Genomic DNA, 17,810 nt, shown 5'->3' with positions numbered 1-17,810 from the left:
CTGAGGAGGCTTGCATGCATTATTGACGGCTGCGCGGCTTATCGACGGCACCCGTTTCCGTCAGGTTCAAGATCGCTGGTGAAGGCCGGTCTGCGACGGAATCGCTAACAGATTTCTTCTTCGTACCTCGACGCGTTCTCGATAACGTTCCGACTGATAGATCAGCACGAATATGAGATGTGCGACCGATCTCAGCAGTCGATGGAGCCGTTGTTTGAGGAGGACGACGCCCCAACCAGCCAGATCGCCTCAGCAGCAGCCAGGCAATGATGGTCACGAGCAGATCAATGGCACACATCGCTGGGAAGCTCCATGCTTCCTCCATATAAGGGAGACTGCGAATGTTCATGCCCCATAATGCGCCGACCACAATGGTTGGTGCGAGCAGGATAGCGACATTGGTTAGTACTTTGAGCGTATCGTTGCCGCGCTGTGTTGAAGCCGCTTCGCCCATCGCGATGAGCGTGTCCAGCTCACGTGCGTACGTTTGAATGAGCGCATCAATCCGTTCCAGCTTATGCTGAAGCCGAGTATAAGCTTCGCTCCTGATCAAGGTACTCGCTGAGAAAGCTTCCTTCAACGCATTGTTCAGCTCGCAGACGGGTACGAACAGCCGCTGCCAATGCAGCAGATCATATCGGCAGTCGAACAACAGGTTCATCCGCTCAATCTGCTGATCACGGCTGCGAAGCGCCTGTTCCTGATCCATCAGCTTCTTCTCGAAGCTGTCCAGTCCGTGATGCAGCTGATCGAGTACAACGCTCAGAATGGTTGCAAATGCCTCGTAGCTATTGGAGCATTGCTGGAGCTGCATATCCCAAGGAGGCTGCTGTGTCCGAATCGACAGCCGCCAGTCCTCATGGATCGTCGTGAGTTGTCCTGCTGTTACCCAATAGCGCAGCGGCTGAATATCCTTCTTGTCATCGGATAACTGAACAAGCAGCGTCCCGTAGAGCAGGGGTTGTCCATCTTCAAGCCGATGTACGACAATATGGTTTGCACTTCGCTCATAGCAGTCATCAAGCCAAGCCGAGCAGGCTGGCATACGCAGCTTCAATGCAAGGAGCCGCTCGCGAGCTTGCTCTTGCCTAAGCTGTTCCCGCTTCGTTGCTATATCTGTTTGTGCTGCGCTGTCCGGCAGTTTATCTGTAGAGGTTCGCTTCGTTCGTGACGGCATCGATGGGATCAATTCAAGCTGCAATTGCACGTCTTCCCGAGCGTCAGTCGATTGCTGATGCAGGTCTTCCGCGAACGGCTGCCGAAGCTGCAGCCACTCCCAGCCAGCTGGGAATCGAAACGTTCGTTCGTTCATACAATGCCTCCTGTTGGAATCGACCCCGATAGAGGTTTTCTCATTTCTTCATCATAACCCGAACAGGCCGAAGTGTTCAACGAAAATAGCGAAACAGCGCACCGATCATGCCGCCATATGCGTCATTCGTCGGTGCGCTTATTCATGAATCGGGATGATGGTTTTCCGTTAAGCTGCGACGGAGCTTCTCAATCGCTCTGCGCTGGATGCGCGAGATGCTCATTTGAGAGACGCCAAGCTGCTCCGCAATGAGGCGTTGAGGGACACCGTCTTCGAACACGAGCTTCAGCACCTGCCGTTCTTCGGGCTTAAGTTGGGCCATTGCTGCTTCGATATCGAGCTTCTTATCGATATGCTCGTATTCATCTAGCTGGGAGTGCAGCAGCTCTCCGAGCGTCGTCGTGCTGTCCTCTTCGCTGATTGGCGTATCCAGCGATACGTAATGGTACAGATCACGTCCGCCGAGAATTTCCAATGTCTCCTCGACAGTGAGCTCCATATGGGCTGCAATTTCTTCAACCTTAGGAGATCGCTCCAGCCGGACGGTTAGTTCATCAATCGTCTGTTGGACGGAGATTCCTTTTTCTTTAATGCGGCGGGGCACCTGGATATACCAGGATTTGTCCCTAAGATAATTCTTCATATGACCGATAATGCTCTTCATTGCATAAGGCTCGAATTGCACACCGACCGCTGGATCGTATTGCCGATACAGTCGCAGGAGCGACATTTGGCCGACTTGGACGAGATCCTCGTACAGGTCTGGACGGTTGCGTGCAATTTTGCTGGCAGCCATTCGTACGATCGGGGCATGATGTTCAATTAATATCGTTGCAGCTTCATTGGTCGGATTCCTCTGATACTCCGCAATCCGCGCGGCGCTATCATGAAGCTGCCGGGACGGAGGGAATGTCATGCCCATTCCCCGCTTTTGGATAAACGTTTGGTCATCATGACCTGTGTGCCTGAGCCGCTGGATACTTCGACTTGATCCATTAGAGCCTGCATGAGATAAAGTCCAAGTCCGCCAGCTTCCAGCTCAAGGACAGATTTACCGTGCAGGGATTCGGCTCTGCGCGCCGCTGTAGCCGCATCGAAGCTGCTGCCGTCGTCCTTTACAATGATCGACAAGGCATCCGCCTGCTTAATGAAACGAATCTCGACACGCGGCTGCTCTTCTGGCGCCACGATCGTTGTGCCGCCAGGCAAATCGCCGTAAGCATGGAGCACGGCGTTGTTGCACGCCTCTGACAATGCAACTTTCATATCTTCAATCTCCTCGAAGGAGAATCCCATTTTACTTGCAACCCCATATAACGCCAGGCGAGCAAGATCAACGTATTCTGCTGCAGCCGGAACGAAGATCGTAATGATTTCATCCTTCATACGCATTGCATCATGATCTCCTTTCAGTACGATGATGGCGCAGAGCCAGATAAGAATGGTGAAATGCCTGTCATATCGAATAGCTTCCGTATATTTGGCGGGATCGCCTCAACAAGGAAAGGAGCGCTCTTCGCGTGGCGTGCCTTCACGACGGACACAAGGATGCCGATTCCTGTACTGTCGATGTAGCGCAGGTCGCGCAAATTAAGCACGAGGTCTCGGTCCGTCAGTTCCACGAGCGTTGACATCGCAGCGCGCATCTGGGATGCGGTCTCAAGGTCAAGCTCGCCATTCAGGTATACCGTACAGCGTCCTTCCTGATTCTCTGTTCTTAGATAAAATTTATCGGGTGATTTCATAACCGATACCCCACTTCAATGGAATGCAGAACGTTTACCTATATAATATCTATGAAATAACCATAACCGCAAATAACGAATTGTGAAACAGGGCATAATGTAACCGATTTATCCCATCGGACAGGAGGTCCTTATATGGCAAGCAAAATCGGCATTTTTGATTCAGAAAGGCATGCCGTTAACGCCGTGCAGCAGCTGCTTCAGGCTGGATTTACAACCGGTGAGCTTCGCGTCATCGCTAAGGATGGCTACCATTCACGCATACTTGAAGCAGAATGTGGCATGCATGTGGATGAGCTTCGCGACATTGTTGATGCAACCGGCAATCACTCGGACGGTTACTCCAACGGCGATTTTCGTCAGTCATCACTTATCGGCACTTCGGTCGCTGCAGCAGGCATCGCTTTCGGCAGCATGTACTATGCAGGCGGCATGCCTTACGCGGCTGCATCCTATCTGGCTGCAGTTCGTACAGACGGCAATGAATCCACGTATGATCGTATCCTGTCATCGCTGGGTGTTGAGGACGAGAAGCTCGATCAATGCCGCACAGCCGTTCAGAACGGCGCCATTGCTGTAATGGCCGCTACAACCGAAAGCAAAACGCTGCTCGAGGTCGATGGCGGCCCCGAACTATCGGTGTTAAGCAATGCTGAAGCGATTTATCGAGCGACAGGTGCAACGCAAATTATATAGAGACTTGGCAGATTCGAAGCAGCCGGTCATCCTGTTTATTGCAGGAGGGCCGGCTACTGTTGTTTCACGAGAGATTCTGAATCGATGGACGGTCCAGCCGCAATATATCGGCAAGTGTTGATGTCCGACCTTGTATCGACTCGTATAGCAGTTGACTAGCAATGACGCTGTAGACCGTACCGTTTCCGCCATAGCCAAGACAATAGTAAACGTTGGTATGAGCTGGATCGCGTCCAATGAAAGGAAGGCCGTCGCATGATTCACCAAACGTTGCGCTCCATTCGTACTCGATAGGCGCAGACAAGGTTGGGAACATCTTCTCTAGAAGGTTGTAGAGCTTGCTATCTCGTTTGCTTCGAGCGTTTGACCCTTCGATCGGAGCTGGAGGCTCCTCATCCAGTCCGCCTATAATAACCCGATTGTCCGGAGTCGTCCGCATATAGATATAAGGCCGGGCAGTTTCCCAGATCATCATCCGCTCGTGCCAGACGTCGATTGAAGCAGACTGAGGGGCGCTCACAATGGCGAAGCTGCGATTCAGATCGGATTTGATTAATTGGCAGCGCAGTTCCTCTGGCTCATAGCCGACCGCGAAGACAACATGTGCTGCAATGATTGAGCCGCCGTCCGATGTGGTGAGAATATGCATGCTGTCGTTCGTGTTCGCGCTATGGGAGATTACATCAGAATGCTCGAACAGATCAAGACCTTTAAGTACGGCATCCTCTGCAAGCTCCGTAATGAACAGGTAAGGATTGAGCTCTGCATCACCATGCGTTACGATCGCACCGGATCTCGAGAATGGGAAGTGGGTCTCTATGTCGTGCTGCGTCCACCATTCCACATCGAAGCCATGCTTCTGAAGCATTTCATATTCAGTTCGAAGCTTCGGCAGCTCATGCTCCGAGCTGGCTAAGTACAGACTGGAACGGCGTATGAGTCCACCTTTGTTCGGCAATCGCGCAGCTAAGCTGGCTAGTTGATTGACGGCATCTTTGCATGCTTCATAAAATAAGACGGCTTTCTGTTCCCCGATCAGTTCTGCTAACTCGCATAACATAATGTCGTTCGAGAATTGAATAAGCCCTGTGTTCGCGGTACTGCTTCCGCCAGCAACCGTCTCCCGTTCGACGACTGCTGCCCGTATCCCTTTGGATGCAAGCTCGTGCCCGCAAAGAATGCCCGACATGCCGCCTCCGACGATGACGACATCGTAGTGGACATTTCGCTTGCCAAGCGGTTCATAAGACGGGGCAGGATGCGTTGATGTAGTCGGCCAATACATTGAACCTGTATGCAATTGTTTCCTTGTCATCCAGCAATCACTCCCGCTATTTACTATGTCCAATTCCGGCCATACAATGCTCTGCGAGGGAGCGGCATGAAGTCTTTGTCTAGCAGAGAACCGAATATAATCGTTAGCAAGACGGGAACATTACGGACGATAAGCGAGTTGTGGCGGTTAGTCGGATTTGGTGGAGAGGGGATGCTACGGATGAATACAAACGCAGAACAAGAGACAGGCGGAATTCCGCTAGCCGTAACGATTAGAGGAGCGGAGACAGAGAATGTACATCATGGCCATATTGCCGTTGTTGATGCTGCGGGTAAGCTGATTGCATGGGCAGGAGATCCTGCTGTCCCAACGTTCATGCGTTCGACGGCGAAGCCCGTTCAAGCGCTGCCGATTCTAAGTGCAGGCGTCATGGATATTTATGAACTACCAGAGGATGCAATTGCAATGATGACCGCCTCGCATCGAGGAGAACCCGTCCATCTGCAAATGCTGGAGCTTATGCTGCACGAGACAGGTATTAAGGAAGAGGAGCTCGTCTTCGATAGAGGACTTCCGCTTGATATAGAAGCACGTGATATCTACATCCGATCAGGCGGCAAGCCTCGCAAGCTGTTTCATAATTGTGCTGGCAAGCATATCGGATTGCTCGCGGCATGTAAGCTGGAGGAATGGCCATCGGCCACCTATGCCGAGCTGGATCATCCGATTCAGCAGTCGATTCGGCACTGGATCGCAGAGCTCACCGATCTGTCGGCATCGGAATTGACGGGTGGGTTCGATGGATGCGGGCTGCCTGTGTACGCGATACCGCTGCGTAAACTTGCCCTGCTCTATGCGAGATTAGCTTCCCCGCCGACAAATCTGAATGAGGACGTCCAGCAGATGCTCGACCGTATAACCTGTGCAATGAATGCACGTCCGGATCTAGTCGAAGGAACGGGCAGGCTTGCCAGCGTCCTGCTGCGCGATCGCAATTGCGTTGCCAAGAGTGGCGCACAAGGCGTGTTCGCGTTGGGGCTCCGGCAGGAGAGATTGGGCATCATTGTGAAAATGTCAGACGGCAGCGAATTGGCTTGGCCCGTCATCCTGCCTGCTGTTCTCCAGCAGCTCGCAGACAACGGCCTGCTGCCAACAAGTGAAGCCGATCGGCTAAGTCAGCAGATCGGCGAAGCGTTCCCTTCGTCGATGTACAACGACTCGGGTCGGATGATCGGAAGAAGAGAAGCGGGCGTTCAACTGCATTTTACTAAGACATCATGAAGGGCATGATTACTGAAGCACGTCTCTGCGATAAGAAGAAGGAGACTGTTCGTAGATTCGTTTGAACTGCTTGGAGAAATAGAGCGCATCGGGAATGCCGACGGATGCTGCAATTTGTTCGACGGTGAGCTCTGGACGCTCCCGCAGCAGCAGCCGCGCCTTGTCGATGCGCAGCCGAAGCAGGAAGGTGACAGGCGTCATGCCTGTGGCACGCTTGAACACCCGTGACAGATAGGCTCGATTGTAGCCGAGTGTCTCTGCCATTTGTTCGATCGAGACGGGCATGGCGTATTGAGCGGATAAATAATGGGTGACCTGACGGACAAGCGTCTCGCCGCCGTTCTCGCTGCGCTCGATGCTGCCCTCCAGACCAGCGGCCTTCCTTCCGTATACGCTGAACAACAGCTGAAGGTACCCGACGGCCTGCACGGCCGCCATCGATCCCCCTTCGCGTAAGGAGCGGTACACATCGCGGTACAGTACGGCAGTTCTTCGATCGACCTTCTGCCGCAGCACTTGATTGGCTGAATGGAAGCCGCATGCGTCCAGCAGCTTGTCTGCTTCATGTCCTTCGAAAGCAATCCATCGATACATCCAGGGCTCCGAATCATTTGACGTATAACGGATTAGCTGTTCGGGCTCAATGAGGAACGTATCGCCTGCCTTTAAGGCATAAGGCGTCTCATCAATGGTGAATGTGCCGCTGCCCGATAGGATGTAGTGCATGAGGTAATAGTCATACACCTTTGGCCCGACCTTATGGCTGGGTTTTGTTTGGCTTTCACCAGCGAACAGCACATTTAGTCCATGGAACCGATCAGACGAGTGATTCGAGGCGACCATATACGTGTAAGGATGCTTCATGGAACAGTCCCTCCGTATTTATGTAATATTTACCTTTTTAATAAAGTCACATATAATTGAGATTCGGTTATGAAGTTTTCTATATTGTGCTACAGGTTGGGCTGAATCGCAAGGAAGGAAGTCACATAAATCCATGTGAAGAGCACTTCACGCCATTTTCGAGCATTCGCTTATTCCGTTATACTGAATTCAGATAACAGCAATTCATTTCGACAGGATAAGGAATGTGATCGCTACAATGGCTAACCTACAACAATTGAAACAGCAATTCATTGCGCTTTTCGGCGGGGCCGAAGATACAATTCGAGTGTTTCATGCACCAGGACGCGTCAATCTGATCGGTGAGCATACCGACTACAACGGCGGCTATGTATTCCCGGCAGCATTGACGTTCGGCACGACGCTGCTGCTCCGTCCACGTACGGATGATCAGCTGGCATTCGCTTCTACGAACTTCGAACTTCGTGGTGAAGTATCGCTTAGCAGCATCGTATACGACAAGAAGGATGACTGGATGAACTATCCGAAAGGAATCGTGAATGAGCTTCAGCAGCGCGGCGTGAAGTGGGACAGCGGCTTCGATCTGCTCTATCACGGTGAAATCCCGAACGGTGCAGGCCTGTCCTCCTCCGCATCGATCGAAGTTGTAACGGCGTTTGCACTGCTGAGCGTGGCAGGCCAGCCAATCGACACGGTTGAGAATGCGAAGCTGGCGCAGCGCTCGGAGAACGAGTTCAACGGCGTCAAGTGCGGCATCATGGACCAGTTCGCGGTTGCGAACGGACGGAAGGATCACGCGATTCTGCTTATGTGCGATACGATCGAATATGATCTGATTCCGTTCCAATCGGGCGCCTACAAGCTCGTCATCGGCAACACGAACAAGCGCCGCGGTCTGGCGGACTCCAAGTACAACGAACGCCGCGGCGAATGCGAGCAGGCGGTAGCGGATCTGAAGCAGGCACACCCATCGCTTACGCTGCTCGGCCAGCTTAACGTGGAGCAGTTCGAAGCGAGTGCTCATCTTATTCCGAATGAGACGGTACGCCGCCGTGCTCGTCACGTCGTTGAAGAAATCGACCGTGTGCTTCGCTCGATCGAAGTGCTGAAGGCAAATGATCTGGTTGCTTTCGGTCAACTGATGAACGGCTCGCACGACTCGCTCCGCGATCTGTACGAAGTAACAGGCGCTGAGCTGGATGCCATGGTTGAAGCCGCGCGCAGCGTAGAGGGTGTGCTTGGCTCGCGTATGACAGGCGCAGGCTTTGGTGGCTGCACCGTATCGCTCGTCCATGAAGACGCGATTGAGCGCTTCAAGGAAGAAGTCGGCCGCAAGTATAACGAAGCGACAGGCCTCGCAGCTGACTTCTACGTATGCAGCATCGGCAACGGGGTAGAAGAACTCGTATAAGTGCTCGGATAGCACGAACTATACAGTTAACGGATTAAAAATAATTTTAAATAAGGGAGAGATTCGATATGGCAGTATTGGTAACAGGTGGCGCAGGCTACATCGGTTCGCATACGGTAGCTGCATTGCTGGAGCGCGGGGAAGAAATCGTCGTTGTCGACAACTTGCAGCAAGGACATCGGGAAGCAGTACTCGGCGGCAAGCTGTACGAAGGCGACCTTCGCGATGAAGCATTCTTGGATCAAGTGTTCAAAGAAAATTCGATCGATGCAGTTATTCACTTCGCAGCGAACTCGCTTGTTGGCGAGAGCATGACGAATCCGGGCAAATATTATCACAACAACGTGTACGGCACATTGTGCCTGCTCGAAGCAATGAACAAGAATGGTGTGAAGCGCATCGTCTTCTCGTCGACTGCAGCGACGTATGGTGAGCCAGAGCGCGTTCCAATCGATGAGCATGACCGTACAGTTCCGACGAATGCTTACGGAGAGACGAAGCTCGCGATGGAGAAAATGATGAAGTGGTTCGACACCGCTCACGGCATTCACTACGTATCGCTCCGCTACTTCAATGCAGCTGGTGCGCACGCTAGCGGTAAAATCGGCGAGGACCACAGCCCAGAAACGCACCTGATCCCGATCGTGCTGCAAGCGGCACTTGGTCAGCGTCCGCATATCTCGGTATTCGGCGACGATTATCCGACAGAAGACGGCACGTGCATCCGTGACTACATCCACGTCAGCGATTTGGCAGACGCGCATGTGCTCGCAGTAGATCGTCTCCGCCGCGGCGAAGAGAGCGCCGTCTACAACCTTGGTAACGGTCAAGGCTTCTCCGTTAAACAAGTCATCGATATCGCACGCGCTGTAACGGAACGGGAAATCCCAGTTGTCATGGAAGCTCGCCGCGCAGGCGACCCGGCGGTTCTGATCGCATCGTCCGAGCGTGCTCGCAAGGAGCTTGGCTGGCAGCCGAAACGCGACAAGCTGGATGACATTATCCGCAGCGCTTGGCAGTGGCACTCGGCGAATCCGAACGGCTACAGCAAGTAATGATACGATAGGCAATTCCACTAGAGCATGCACAGGTAGAAGGAGCGACAGCTATGACAGAACAACTACAGTTGGCGGTTGATGCCGACCAAGCGGCAATATTGATCGAGAGGCTTGTTCGATTCGGTATGCAGCGCGGGATGATCGATGCGCTTGATGAATCATATACACGTAACGCCCTGCTGGAATTGTTCCAATTCACTGCACCTTATGAAGGTGAACTGCCAGACGAGGCGCTGGACAGCCCGGTATCGATTCTTGAGCCGTTGATTGATTATGCGGTAGAGGCTGGACTCATCCCAGACAACACGCTGACGCAGCGTGATCTGCTGGATGCTCGCATGATGGGCATGCTGATGGGGCGCCCATCGGAAGTGGCAGCATCGTTCCGCGCAAGCGCGGAGCGTGAAGGCATAGAAGCGGCAACAAACCGCTTCTACCAGCTCAACATCGACTCGAACTACATTCAGATGAACCGTATTCGTAAGAATCAGTATTGGCGCCACGAGACACCATTCGGGAGCCTGGAGATTACGATTAATTTGTCCAAGCCTGAGAAGGATCCGAAGGAAATTGCGCTGCTCAAGACGCTTCCTCCAAGCCGTTATCCAAAATGCTTGTTGTGCGAAACGAACGTTGGCTACGCGGGCAGAGCCGATCATCCGGCGCGCCAGAACCTCCGCGTGCTGCCGCTTGAGCTGAGCGGTGAACGCTGGTACTTCCAATACTCGCCGTATGTTTACTACAACGAGCACAGCATCGTTCTGAAGGGCGAGCACTCGCCAATGCGCATCTCGCATGAGACGTTTGGCCGCTTGGTCGATTTCATTGATGCGATGCCGCATTATTTCATCGGTTCGAATGCGGATCTGCCGATCGTCGGTGGTTCGATTCTCCATCACGATCACTTCCAAGCGGGCAGACATACGTTCCCGATGGAGGAAGCGCCGATCGAAGCTTCGTTCGTTGATCCATCGGCAACAGGCGTACGCTTCGGCATCGTGCGCTGGCCGATGTCGGTTATCCGCGTCAATGGCAGCGACCGCGCTAACGTGCTTGCAGCAGCGAACCGGATTCTGGACGCTTGGCGTGAATATTCCGATGCTGCAGCCGATGTGCTGGCATATAGTGCAGGTGAAGGTGGCAATCGTATTCCGCACAATACGATTACGCCAATTGCACGTCTGAACAATGGCGAGTATGAGCTTGATCTCGTGCTCCGCAACAACCGGACGAGCAAAGAGCATCCAGATGGAATTTTCCACCCGCATCGCGAGCTGCACCACGTGAAGAAAGAGAACATCGGCTTGATCGAGGTTATGGGTCTGGCTGTGCTTCCTGGACGCTTGAAGTCGGAACTTGAAGCAATTGGAGCTTATCTGACGGGTGAGAAAGCGTGGAGCGAGGAAGAAGCGGCTTCGGAATCGTTCGCATTAAAACCGCATGCGCCTTGGATTCGTGAGCTCATTGAGCGCCATGGCAGCGCGCTGAGCGTCGATGAAGCAGCTAATGTTCTGCAACAAGAAACAGGCGGCAAGTTCCTTGCGGTTCTGAAGGATGCGGGCGTCTATAAGGCGACGCAGGAAGGCCGCGAAGCATTCCGTCGTTTCATGACGTCCCTCTCTCTGGTTGAACAATAATTGTAGTTTATTCAATTAGTTACGATTATAGAATTATATACAATACAACAAATCGCTCTCGTTCGTCATTTAATGGCAGATGGGAGCGGTTTTTCTATGTAAATAGCACTAAATCGCTCGAATGATGTCTGAAATTATTCGTGTTGCACTGTTGGCCTTTAGATAATATTTATGGTATTATTTTATAGAAAATAATACTAAATGATTTTTATATGATTTACGGTCATTTTGTAACTTATTTTTTCAAGCTGATATAGCGATTGGAGGAGTAACGATGTCTAGCGCAATTTTTCCACTAGATGATTTCTTGAAGTTGAATACAGAGGAACAGATCGAGCACTTGAAGCGTTGGAAGATGGACTACACCTTGAAGGATATCCGTGATGCTTGGGGCTTCAAGCATTCCGCGCAATATTATATGCTGCTGAAGAAGCTTCGTATCTATGAGCGTGTTGTAAACAAGTCGGACAAATTTTTCCCGGGCGAGGCAGTTGCTCCTGCGTTGTATGGTGGTGACCGTTATGCAGCACAAGCTGGCTACGGCGCTTCGAGACAGCCTGGCGATCATTTCTCCTACCATCTGAATGTGACGCTGAGCGGGAACGAATTAGCGGAGAAGCTGGAGCGTGCAGCGCAGTTTCTGAAGGGTGAAAGCAAGCAGGTAACGGTCAAACTGTCAATTGAGACGGTTGCTCCAACTGCATCGACGGACCCAGAAGCAAGTGAAAGCGAACAATAATTGATACAGAAGACCGAGGCCGCTGAATAGGCCTCGGTCTTTATTTCTTTTTACGATATTATTTTGATGATTTTTGTAGAATAATGATTATCCATGTTATAAAATGTAATTAATTATTGATTTCTTAGCTTGCCTAATTCAGACACAAGCGCTTCAACTTCTGAGATGCTGAAAGTCGGCTTAGAGGCGATTACTTCATATATATCCTTGATATCCTCATACCGGTTCAAGTCGAAGTGGCTTGGCTGCATAGCAGCGGCAGTTGCCATTTTGAGCTTGGATTTAATCTCTTCAATCATAAACGCCACATTGCTTGTTGTTGCTTCATTTAAGTTCATTATCTAATCCCTCACTATTCCATCGTTTGATGTATTGTACCATGCCTTTTCGTTCATCGCCATGGAAGCGCAATGGTCTATCCGTAACCTTTCCATAAATGTTTCCTCCAAAAGTGGCCGCTCATCCCGATAAGCCTCGACAGAGGTTTTCTCCTATTGAATTGGGCCTGCCGTTCATTGCTGATCCTTATGAAATCAAGTATCATGGATGAGGAATGAAGGAAAGGAACGGAAGCGGTATTATGGGATCTCGAAGCAAAACCAGACAGCCGCAGGCTGCTGTCAAACGGGTATCGATAACAGTGGGCGCCGAAGGTCTCCAGTCGTTTCTTGCACCCGCTGCAGAAGCGCTTCGGCAAGGCCGAGAAATCGCTTTTGTATGCATTGGAACCGACTGCTCAACCGGCGATGCATTCGGACCCTTAGTCGGGTCTGCGCTGCAGGCAAAAGGCTGGTCAAACGTCAATGGTACGATGGAGCAGCCGCTAGATGCAAAGCGGATCGCCCTTGAGGGCATTCACCCGCCACCCCATACGATCGTTATTACGATCGACGCCTGCCTTGGTCGGCCTGAATCTATCGGTATGTTCGCGGTCGCAGAAGGTCCGCTAAAGCCGGGGGAAGGGATCGGACTAAATCTCGATCCGATTGGTGATTATTCTATTGCAGGTGTTGTGAACCGTCAGGGTCCAAAACCTTACCGCACCTTGCAAGTAACATCGCTCCATCTTGTTATGCGAATGGCGGAGACGGCAGCTGCGGCAATTGATGCTGCATTGCGTGTACAGTCTTAATACGATATGTAAGACCAGGAGGAGTTATGATGAGCAAGCTTTCCATAGCAGATCGTTCTGCTGTCGTACATAATGGAACACTTACGATCGCTTACGCGGATTCGATGCCAGAAGGTGGTGCAGACGTCAATGTCGTTCTGCTGCATGGCTATTGTGGCAGCTCGGCTTATTGGGAGCAGCTTGTATCGAAGCTGGTTCATCAGGGGACAAGAGTGATCGTGCCGGATACGAGAGGGCATGGCAGCTCGTCAGCTCCTAATGAATCGGTCTACACAATGGAGACGCTGGCGGGCGATGTGTTGGCGCTGCTCGACGTGCTTCAATTGGAGCAGGTCGTCCTGCTCGGCCACTCGATGGGCGGCTACACTGCACTAGCCTTTGCAGAGCAGCATCCAAGCCGGCTGCGTGCCTTTGGCCTCGTTCATTCAACAGGCCTGCCTGATAGTGAGGCAGCACGTGAGAACCGTGATCGCACGGTACAGAAGATCGAGCAGCAGGGGGTTGCAACGTTTGTTGAGGGGCTTGTGCCGAACCTATTCGCTCCAGCCGCACCAGCCGAACTTGTCGGGCGTGCAATCGAGATCGGATACGGCACAGCTTCGCAAGGCGCGCAGGCATCGGCACTTGGTATGAAGGAGCGTCCAGATCGGCTCGGCGTATTAGAGACGTCGAAGCTGCCGCTTCTTCTGGTGGCGGGCGCAAAGGATGGCATTATTCCAGTAGAGCGCACGTTCACAACGGATAGAGCAGGCGTCAGCCAAGTATTGCTTGAGACTGCAGGACATATGGGGATGCTCGAATCTCCAGAACAGCTTGCGGAAGGCATCCGTAATTTCTTAGCAACCATCTAGGAGGGGACCCGAATGCTTCAGCGTGACTATATGATGCGTTTGATTGAGAGTATGACGGATACGCTTGGGCAAATGATGGGCTTGCGCAAGCAGCAGAAGCAGGAAGAAGCGCTCGCGTTGTCTGGCGATCTGCTGGAGAAGCTGCTGCGAATGAAGCCCGAGCTTGCTCGTAAGCTGTCTGCAGGCGATCTGATTAGTATGCTTGGTCAACGAGGCACTGCCGATCCGGAGGATCTTCGTGCGCTTGGTACGCTGATGTCTGCAGAGGCAGACACGCTGGAGGAGCTTGGGCGTGAATCGGAAGCTGTTTCACTCAGAGCCAAAGCGCTGCATATGCACTTAGCTGCTGAGGTAGAGGAGCAAGCCCATGTGAGTGTGCTGGCGGAAGAGCTTGGTATAACTGCCGCCGCTTTAGAGACAGAAGATCAGACAGATTCGGATCAGTCTGTTAAGTCCGATGAGGCTGCGCTGCTCATGGAGAGGCTTGGTAACGCGAAGCTGCCGCGGAGCACGGGGTTGCTGGCCGCAGCCGCGGCTGAGAATAGAGGCTGGTTCGATAAAGCAGAGAACTATTTGTATGCGATGTATGAAGACGGTGTTGGCCGTTCAAGTGATCTGCAAGATTTCTATACACGTTTAATGTTATTGACCGATGAACAGCTTGAATCTGGTGGGCTGCCTCGGGAAGAGCTGGAGCTTGGCCTAGCTGAGCTTGATCGAATGAAGGAGTGAAAGTAATAGCGTTATGGAAGAACAATGGCGATTAGATTTGAAGCGCTGGGTGGAAGAAGGATTGGTGCTGCAAGCGACACTCAGTCAACTTCGCCGCAAGGATGGAGATGCTCCGGGCCGCACGACGATTCGTCCTGTTCAATTGAAAGATGGGCTGTACTTTCAGTTTGAGTACCACTATCCGAACAAAGCAAATCATGAGAATGTGCCTATAGCAGAAGCGGGCGAGCGCATGGCTGAGCGGCTGGAAACGCAGTACCGACAGGCGCTGGTGAAGACGAAGGAAGCAGACTATCAGATTTTGTTCAGCAAGAAAGGGAAGGCTGCCGTGTTGAAGAAGCCGGCTACGGCTCAAGCGGCTGATACAGTAGACCATAATCGCAAAAAAAATCGCGTGCTGGATGCACCTGCCCCGTTCTTAATAGAGCTCGGCATTATGACTGCCGAAGGCAAAGTGAAGGATAGCCGGATGGACAAGTACCGTCAGATTAATCGGTTTTTGGAGATGGTGACGGATGTACTGCCTCATTTGCCGACGGATCGTCCAATCAAAGTAATTGACTTTGGCTGTGGCAAGTCGTACCTAACGTTTGCGCTTTATCACCTGCTCGTTATTGAGAAGGGGTACAAGCTGCAAGTAGTCGGTCTTGATTTGAAAGCGGATGTCATTGCATTCTGCCAATCACTGGCAGACAAGCTTGGCTACGACGGGTTGAAGTTCATGGTCGGCGATATTGCAGAGTATGACGAAACGGCCTCTGCTGATATGGTCGTCACGCTTCATGCCTGCGATACGGCAACGGATGCGGCGCTAGCGAAAGCGGTCGGTTGGGGAGCGCAAGTCATTTTGTCTGTGCCTTGTTGTCAGCATGAGCTCTTCCGACAGATCGAGAACGACAGCTTGAAGCCGCTGCTCTCGCACGGACTGCTGAAAGAGCGGTTCGCAGCGCTGGCAACCGATGCGGCACGCGGCGCGCTGCTTGAGTCAGTCGGCTACAAAGTGCAGATGCTCGAGTTCATCGATCCTGAGCACACGCCGAAAAACCTGCTTATTCGAGCAGTGGCAGCAGCAGTTCCGGAATCGGTAAAGCGTCGCAAATGGGACGAGTATGTTCAATATCGCAATATGCTATCAATTGATCCTTATTTGGAGAAGGCGCTGGGTGAAGAGAGGCGTCCTCGGCCGGTAATCGAAGGTGAAAAGTGATGATTGGCGTTTGGATTGAATTTGCCAACTATTTGATCCTGCTTGCTCTTTTTGTACTCGTATTCATGCGGGGATCGTTTACGACGCTGCATCGAATTTATTTGTTGTTCCATATGTTTATGCTGAACTGGCCGCTGGGCCAGACTGTGCTCTATATGGCGGACCCTCCGGAGTACCGGATGTACATTATGAAGATGATGTACGTCTGTTTGGCTGTACTGGGCTACGGTTGGTTTGTATTCGCGGTTTTCCTCACAGGAAGATCTTATGTGTACAGTAGGTTTAAGTTATTCGTAAGTGCGATTCCTTCCATCCTAGTCGCAGCAGCCGTTATGATTAACCCTTATCATTGGTTTATAAAGGAGACGGGGACGCGGCTGACAGAGGCCGACTACGGACCTTTTTTCTGGCTGCTTGTGGCGGTTCTCTGCGGATACATGGCACGTGCGATTCAACTCATGCGCGGTGCTATTCACCACAGTGGCTGTGTCGTGCAAATGCGCAAACAAGTGCAGATGGCATTGCGTGGTTTAATCTTATTTCTGTTATTTGGTGTTATCGACATTTGCGTTAACGTTATATTCGAATTCACTGGTTATGTTGTACCGGGTCTAATGTCGTTGGGTATGACATTAAGTGGTCTGTATTTCGTTATCGCGATCAAGCGTAATCGGCTGTTCGATCTTGTGCAATTCGCTCAGCAGGACGTATTTAACTCGATGTCCTCGGGAATTATCGTTGTCAATGAACAGGGGAATGTTGCTGACATTAACCGTGTTATGCAGCCGGTTATGCCGTTTCGTGTTGGGGACAAATTCGATATTAGGGTCATGCTTAGCACAATGCGGGCTGTATCGGAGCAATCGGAGCTGTTTATTGAATGGCATGAAGCGAATTCTCCAGAGCGTCTGGAGATGGAGGTGCTCGTTCCGTCGTTTACGACAGCGAAGCGTCATGTAGTCATTGCGTCTGCCCCGATCAAAGCGAACAATGACGAGACGGCAGGGCGAATTATAACGATCCAGGACGTAACCGATTATCGGCTGCTTATGGAGGAGACGAGGCGGCAGAATGAGACGCTGCAGGATCAGAACCAGGAACTGCTGATGATGCAGGATGAGCTGTCCGCAGCGAACCGTAAGCTGGAACGCATGGCGGTTATCGACAGCTTGACGGGCTGTTTCAATCGTCGGTACCTGCTCAGCAGGCTGGAGAGTGAGCTGCCATCACTTGCGATGATTGGCAAGCCGGTTTCCGTGTTATTGTTCGACATTGACCTGTTCAAGAATGTGAACGACACGTACGGTCATTTGGTTGGGGATATGGTCCTAGTCCAAACGGCTGATACAATTCGAGGTATGCTAGGTCCCAATGATGTGTTGGCCAGATATGGCGGAGAAGAGTTTACGGTGTATATGCCGGGTGCTGACATGAAACTTGCGGCTGAAGCGGCAGAACGAATTCGTTCTGCGGTGGAGCGCAGTGAACTGTTCTGGAACGATGAAGGAATGAAGTGGAACGGACCGGCTGAACGTGAGGCGGCAGCGGGGAGAGAAACTGACCATGCGCATCACCAAGCAGGAAGCACCAAGAAGTTGTCAGTTACGATCAGCATGGGCGTTGTCGCAGACGAAGCGGTTCAGCCCGAGAATGTGATCGAATCTGCGGCCTACTTGAGGCAGTTATTCGCATCGGCGGATGAGGCGTTGTACGTAGCAAAGCATGCAGGCCGCAATCAAGTTGTTTGTCGACACTTTCGTACGAATATCGAATATCAAAATGATGAATCGATTAACGCGAGTACGTAGTCAGTAGGCAATACGTCATGGTACAATATGAATGCGCTCTATATTTTTTGGCATGAAGAAG

18 protein-coding genes are annotated in these 17,810 nt (G+C 51.8%); 11 read left to right on the top strand and 7 right to left on the bottom strand.

Annotation, left to right across the window (positions count from 1 at the left end; genetic code table 11):
- Window positions 1-19 precede the first annotated feature (19 nt).
- From DFQ01_RS26415 to DFQ01_RS26400, 4 genes are all read right to left on the bottom strand, one after another.
- On the bottom strand, window positions 20-1,312 hold the full coding sequence (locus DFQ01_RS26415; protein ID WP_110046935.1) for a CorA family divalent cation transporter: 1,293 nt from the start codon (window positions 1,310-1,312) through the stop codon (window positions 20-22).
- 142 nt (window positions 1,313-1,454) lie between these two features.
- Window positions 1,455-2,234: a sigma-70 family RNA polymerase sigma factor gene (locus tag DFQ01_RS26410; protein WP_425452447.1), complete on the bottom strand. Its 780-nt coding sequence runs from the start codon at window positions 2,232-2,234 to the stop codon at window positions 1,455-1,457.
- Complete coding sequence (gene rsbW / locus DFQ01_RS26405; protein ID WP_110046933.1) at window positions 2,225-2,704, bottom strand: anti-sigma B factor RsbW; 480 nt, start codon at window positions 2,702-2,704, stop codon at window positions 2,225-2,227. The genes DFQ01_RS26410 and rsbW overlap by 10 nt, the downstream gene beginning before the upstream one ends.
- Before the next feature lie 17 nt (window positions 2,705-2,721).
- Window positions 2,722-3,057, bottom strand: coding sequence for an STAS domain-containing protein (locus DFQ01_RS26400; protein WP_110046932.1), 336 nt, complete (start codon window positions 3,055-3,057; stop codon window positions 2,722-2,724).
- A gap of 135 nt (window positions 3,058-3,192) precedes the next feature.
- Here DFQ01_RS26400 and DFQ01_RS26395 point away from each other — a divergent pair, with 135 nt between their 5' ends.
- On the top strand, window positions 3,193-3,753 hold the full coding sequence (locus tag DFQ01_RS26395) for a general stress protein (RefSeq protein ID WP_110046931.1): 561 nt from the start codon (window positions 3,193-3,195) through the stop codon (window positions 3,751-3,753).
- 64 nt (window positions 3,754-3,817) lie between these two features.
- Here the strand turns inward: DFQ01_RS26395 and DFQ01_RS26390 are convergent, their stop codons facing one another.
- A complete protein-coding gene (locus DFQ01_RS26390) occupies window positions 3,818-5,068 on the bottom strand; it encodes an NAD(P)/FAD-dependent oxidoreductase (RefSeq protein WP_110046961.1) in 1,251 nt (416 codons plus the stop codon).
- 180 nt (window positions 5,069-5,248) lie between these two features.
- Between DFQ01_RS26390 and DFQ01_RS26385 the strand changes: the two genes are divergently transcribed.
- Window positions 5,249-6,310 carry an asparaginase gene (locus DFQ01_RS26385; RefSeq protein WP_174812539.1) on the top strand — a complete coding sequence of 354 codons (1,062 nt, stop codon included), beginning with the start codon at window positions 5,249-5,251 and terminating at the stop codon, window positions 6,308-6,310.
- A gap of 9 nt (window positions 6,311-6,319) precedes the next feature.
- Here DFQ01_RS26385 and DFQ01_RS26380 read toward each other — a convergent pair whose 3' ends face one another.
- Complete coding sequence (locus DFQ01_RS26380; protein WP_110046929.1) at window positions 6,320-7,174, bottom strand: AraC family transcriptional regulator; 855 nt, start codon at window positions 7,172-7,174, stop codon at window positions 6,320-6,322.
- Window positions 7,175-7,412: 238 nt separating this feature from the next.
- Between DFQ01_RS26380 and DFQ01_RS26375 the strand changes: the two genes are divergently transcribed.
- The 4 genes from DFQ01_RS26375 to DFQ01_RS26360 all read left to right on the top strand — a co-directional run bounded on the left by DFQ01_RS26375 (window position 7,413) and on the right by DFQ01_RS26360 (window position 12,019).
- Window positions 7,413-8,585 (top strand): galactokinase, encoded by a 1,173-nt coding sequence (locus DFQ01_RS26375; RefSeq protein ID WP_110046928.1) that lies wholly within the window; start codon window positions 7,413-7,415, stop codon window positions 8,583-8,585.
- Between the two features lie 68 nt (window positions 8,586-8,653).
- Entirely contained in the window at window positions 8,654-9,640 is a 987-nt protein-coding gene (gene galE / locus DFQ01_RS26370; RefSeq protein WP_110046927.1) for a UDP-glucose 4-epimerase GalE, read from the top strand.
- 53 nt (window positions 9,641-9,693) lie between these two features.
- Entirely contained in the window at window positions 9,694-11,280 is a 1,587-nt protein-coding gene (locus tag DFQ01_RS26365; protein WP_110046926.1) for a UDP-glucose--hexose-1-phosphate uridylyltransferase, read from the top strand.
- 274 nt (window positions 11,281-11,554) lie between these two features.
- A complete protein-coding gene (locus tag DFQ01_RS26360; protein WP_110046925.1) occupies window positions 11,555-12,019 on the top strand; it encodes a hypothetical protein in 465 nt (154 codons plus the stop codon).
- A 113-nt stretch (window positions 12,020-12,132) separates the two neighbouring features.
- Here the strand turns inward: DFQ01_RS26360 and DFQ01_RS26355 are convergent, their stop codons facing one another.
- Window positions 12,133-12,357 (bottom strand): DUF1128 domain-containing protein, encoded by a 225-nt coding sequence (locus DFQ01_RS26355; protein WP_110046924.1) that lies wholly within the window; start codon window positions 12,355-12,357, stop codon window positions 12,133-12,135.
- A 215-nt stretch (window positions 12,358-12,572) separates the two neighbouring features.
- On the opposite strand from DFQ01_RS26355, the gene yyaC reads away from it, so the two are divergent.
- Genes yyaC through DFQ01_RS26330 form a run of 5 tightly spaced genes read left to right on the top strand, consistent with a single transcriptional unit; the run spans window position 12,573 to window position 17,749 of the window.
- Entirely contained in the window at window positions 12,573-13,151 is a 579-nt protein-coding gene (gene yyaC, locus DFQ01_RS26350) for a spore protease YyaC (RefSeq protein WP_245946892.1), read from the top strand.
- A gap of 26 nt (window positions 13,152-13,177) precedes the next feature.
- The gene (locus DFQ01_RS26345; protein WP_245946891.1) at window positions 13,178-14,002 is read left to right on the top strand and encodes an alpha/beta fold hydrolase; all 825 of its coding nucleotides are present in this window, start codon (window positions 13,178-13,180) and stop codon (window positions 14,000-14,002) included.
- 12 nt (window positions 14,003-14,014) lie between these two features.
- A complete protein-coding gene (locus DFQ01_RS26340; protein WP_110046921.1) occupies window positions 14,015-14,734 on the top strand; it encodes a DUF6483 family protein in 720 nt (239 codons plus the stop codon).
- 13 nt (window positions 14,735-14,747) lie between these two features.
- On the top strand, window positions 14,748-15,941 hold the full coding sequence (locus DFQ01_RS26335) for a class I SAM-dependent methyltransferase (RefSeq protein ID WP_110046920.1): 1,194 nt from the start codon (window positions 14,748-14,750) through the stop codon (window positions 15,939-15,941).
- Window positions 15,941-17,749 carry a histidine kinase N-terminal 7TM domain-containing diguanylate cyclase gene (locus DFQ01_RS26330; RefSeq protein WP_110046919.1) on the top strand — a complete coding sequence of 603 codons (1,809 nt, stop codon included), beginning with the start codon at window positions 15,941-15,943 and terminating at the stop codon, window positions 17,747-17,749. The genes DFQ01_RS26335 and DFQ01_RS26330 overlap by 1 nt, the downstream gene beginning before the upstream one ends.
- Window positions 17,750-17,810: the final 61 nt, after the last annotated feature.

Origin of the sequence: Paenibacillus cellulosilyticus, assembly GCF_003182255.1 — a bacterium.
GTDB lineage: Bacteria > Bacillota > Bacilli > Paenibacillales > Paenibacillaceae > Paenibacillus_T > Paenibacillus_T cellulosilyticus.
Note: the sequence above shows the minus strand (reverse complement) of the source record. Positions and strands in the feature narration are given on the sequence as shown.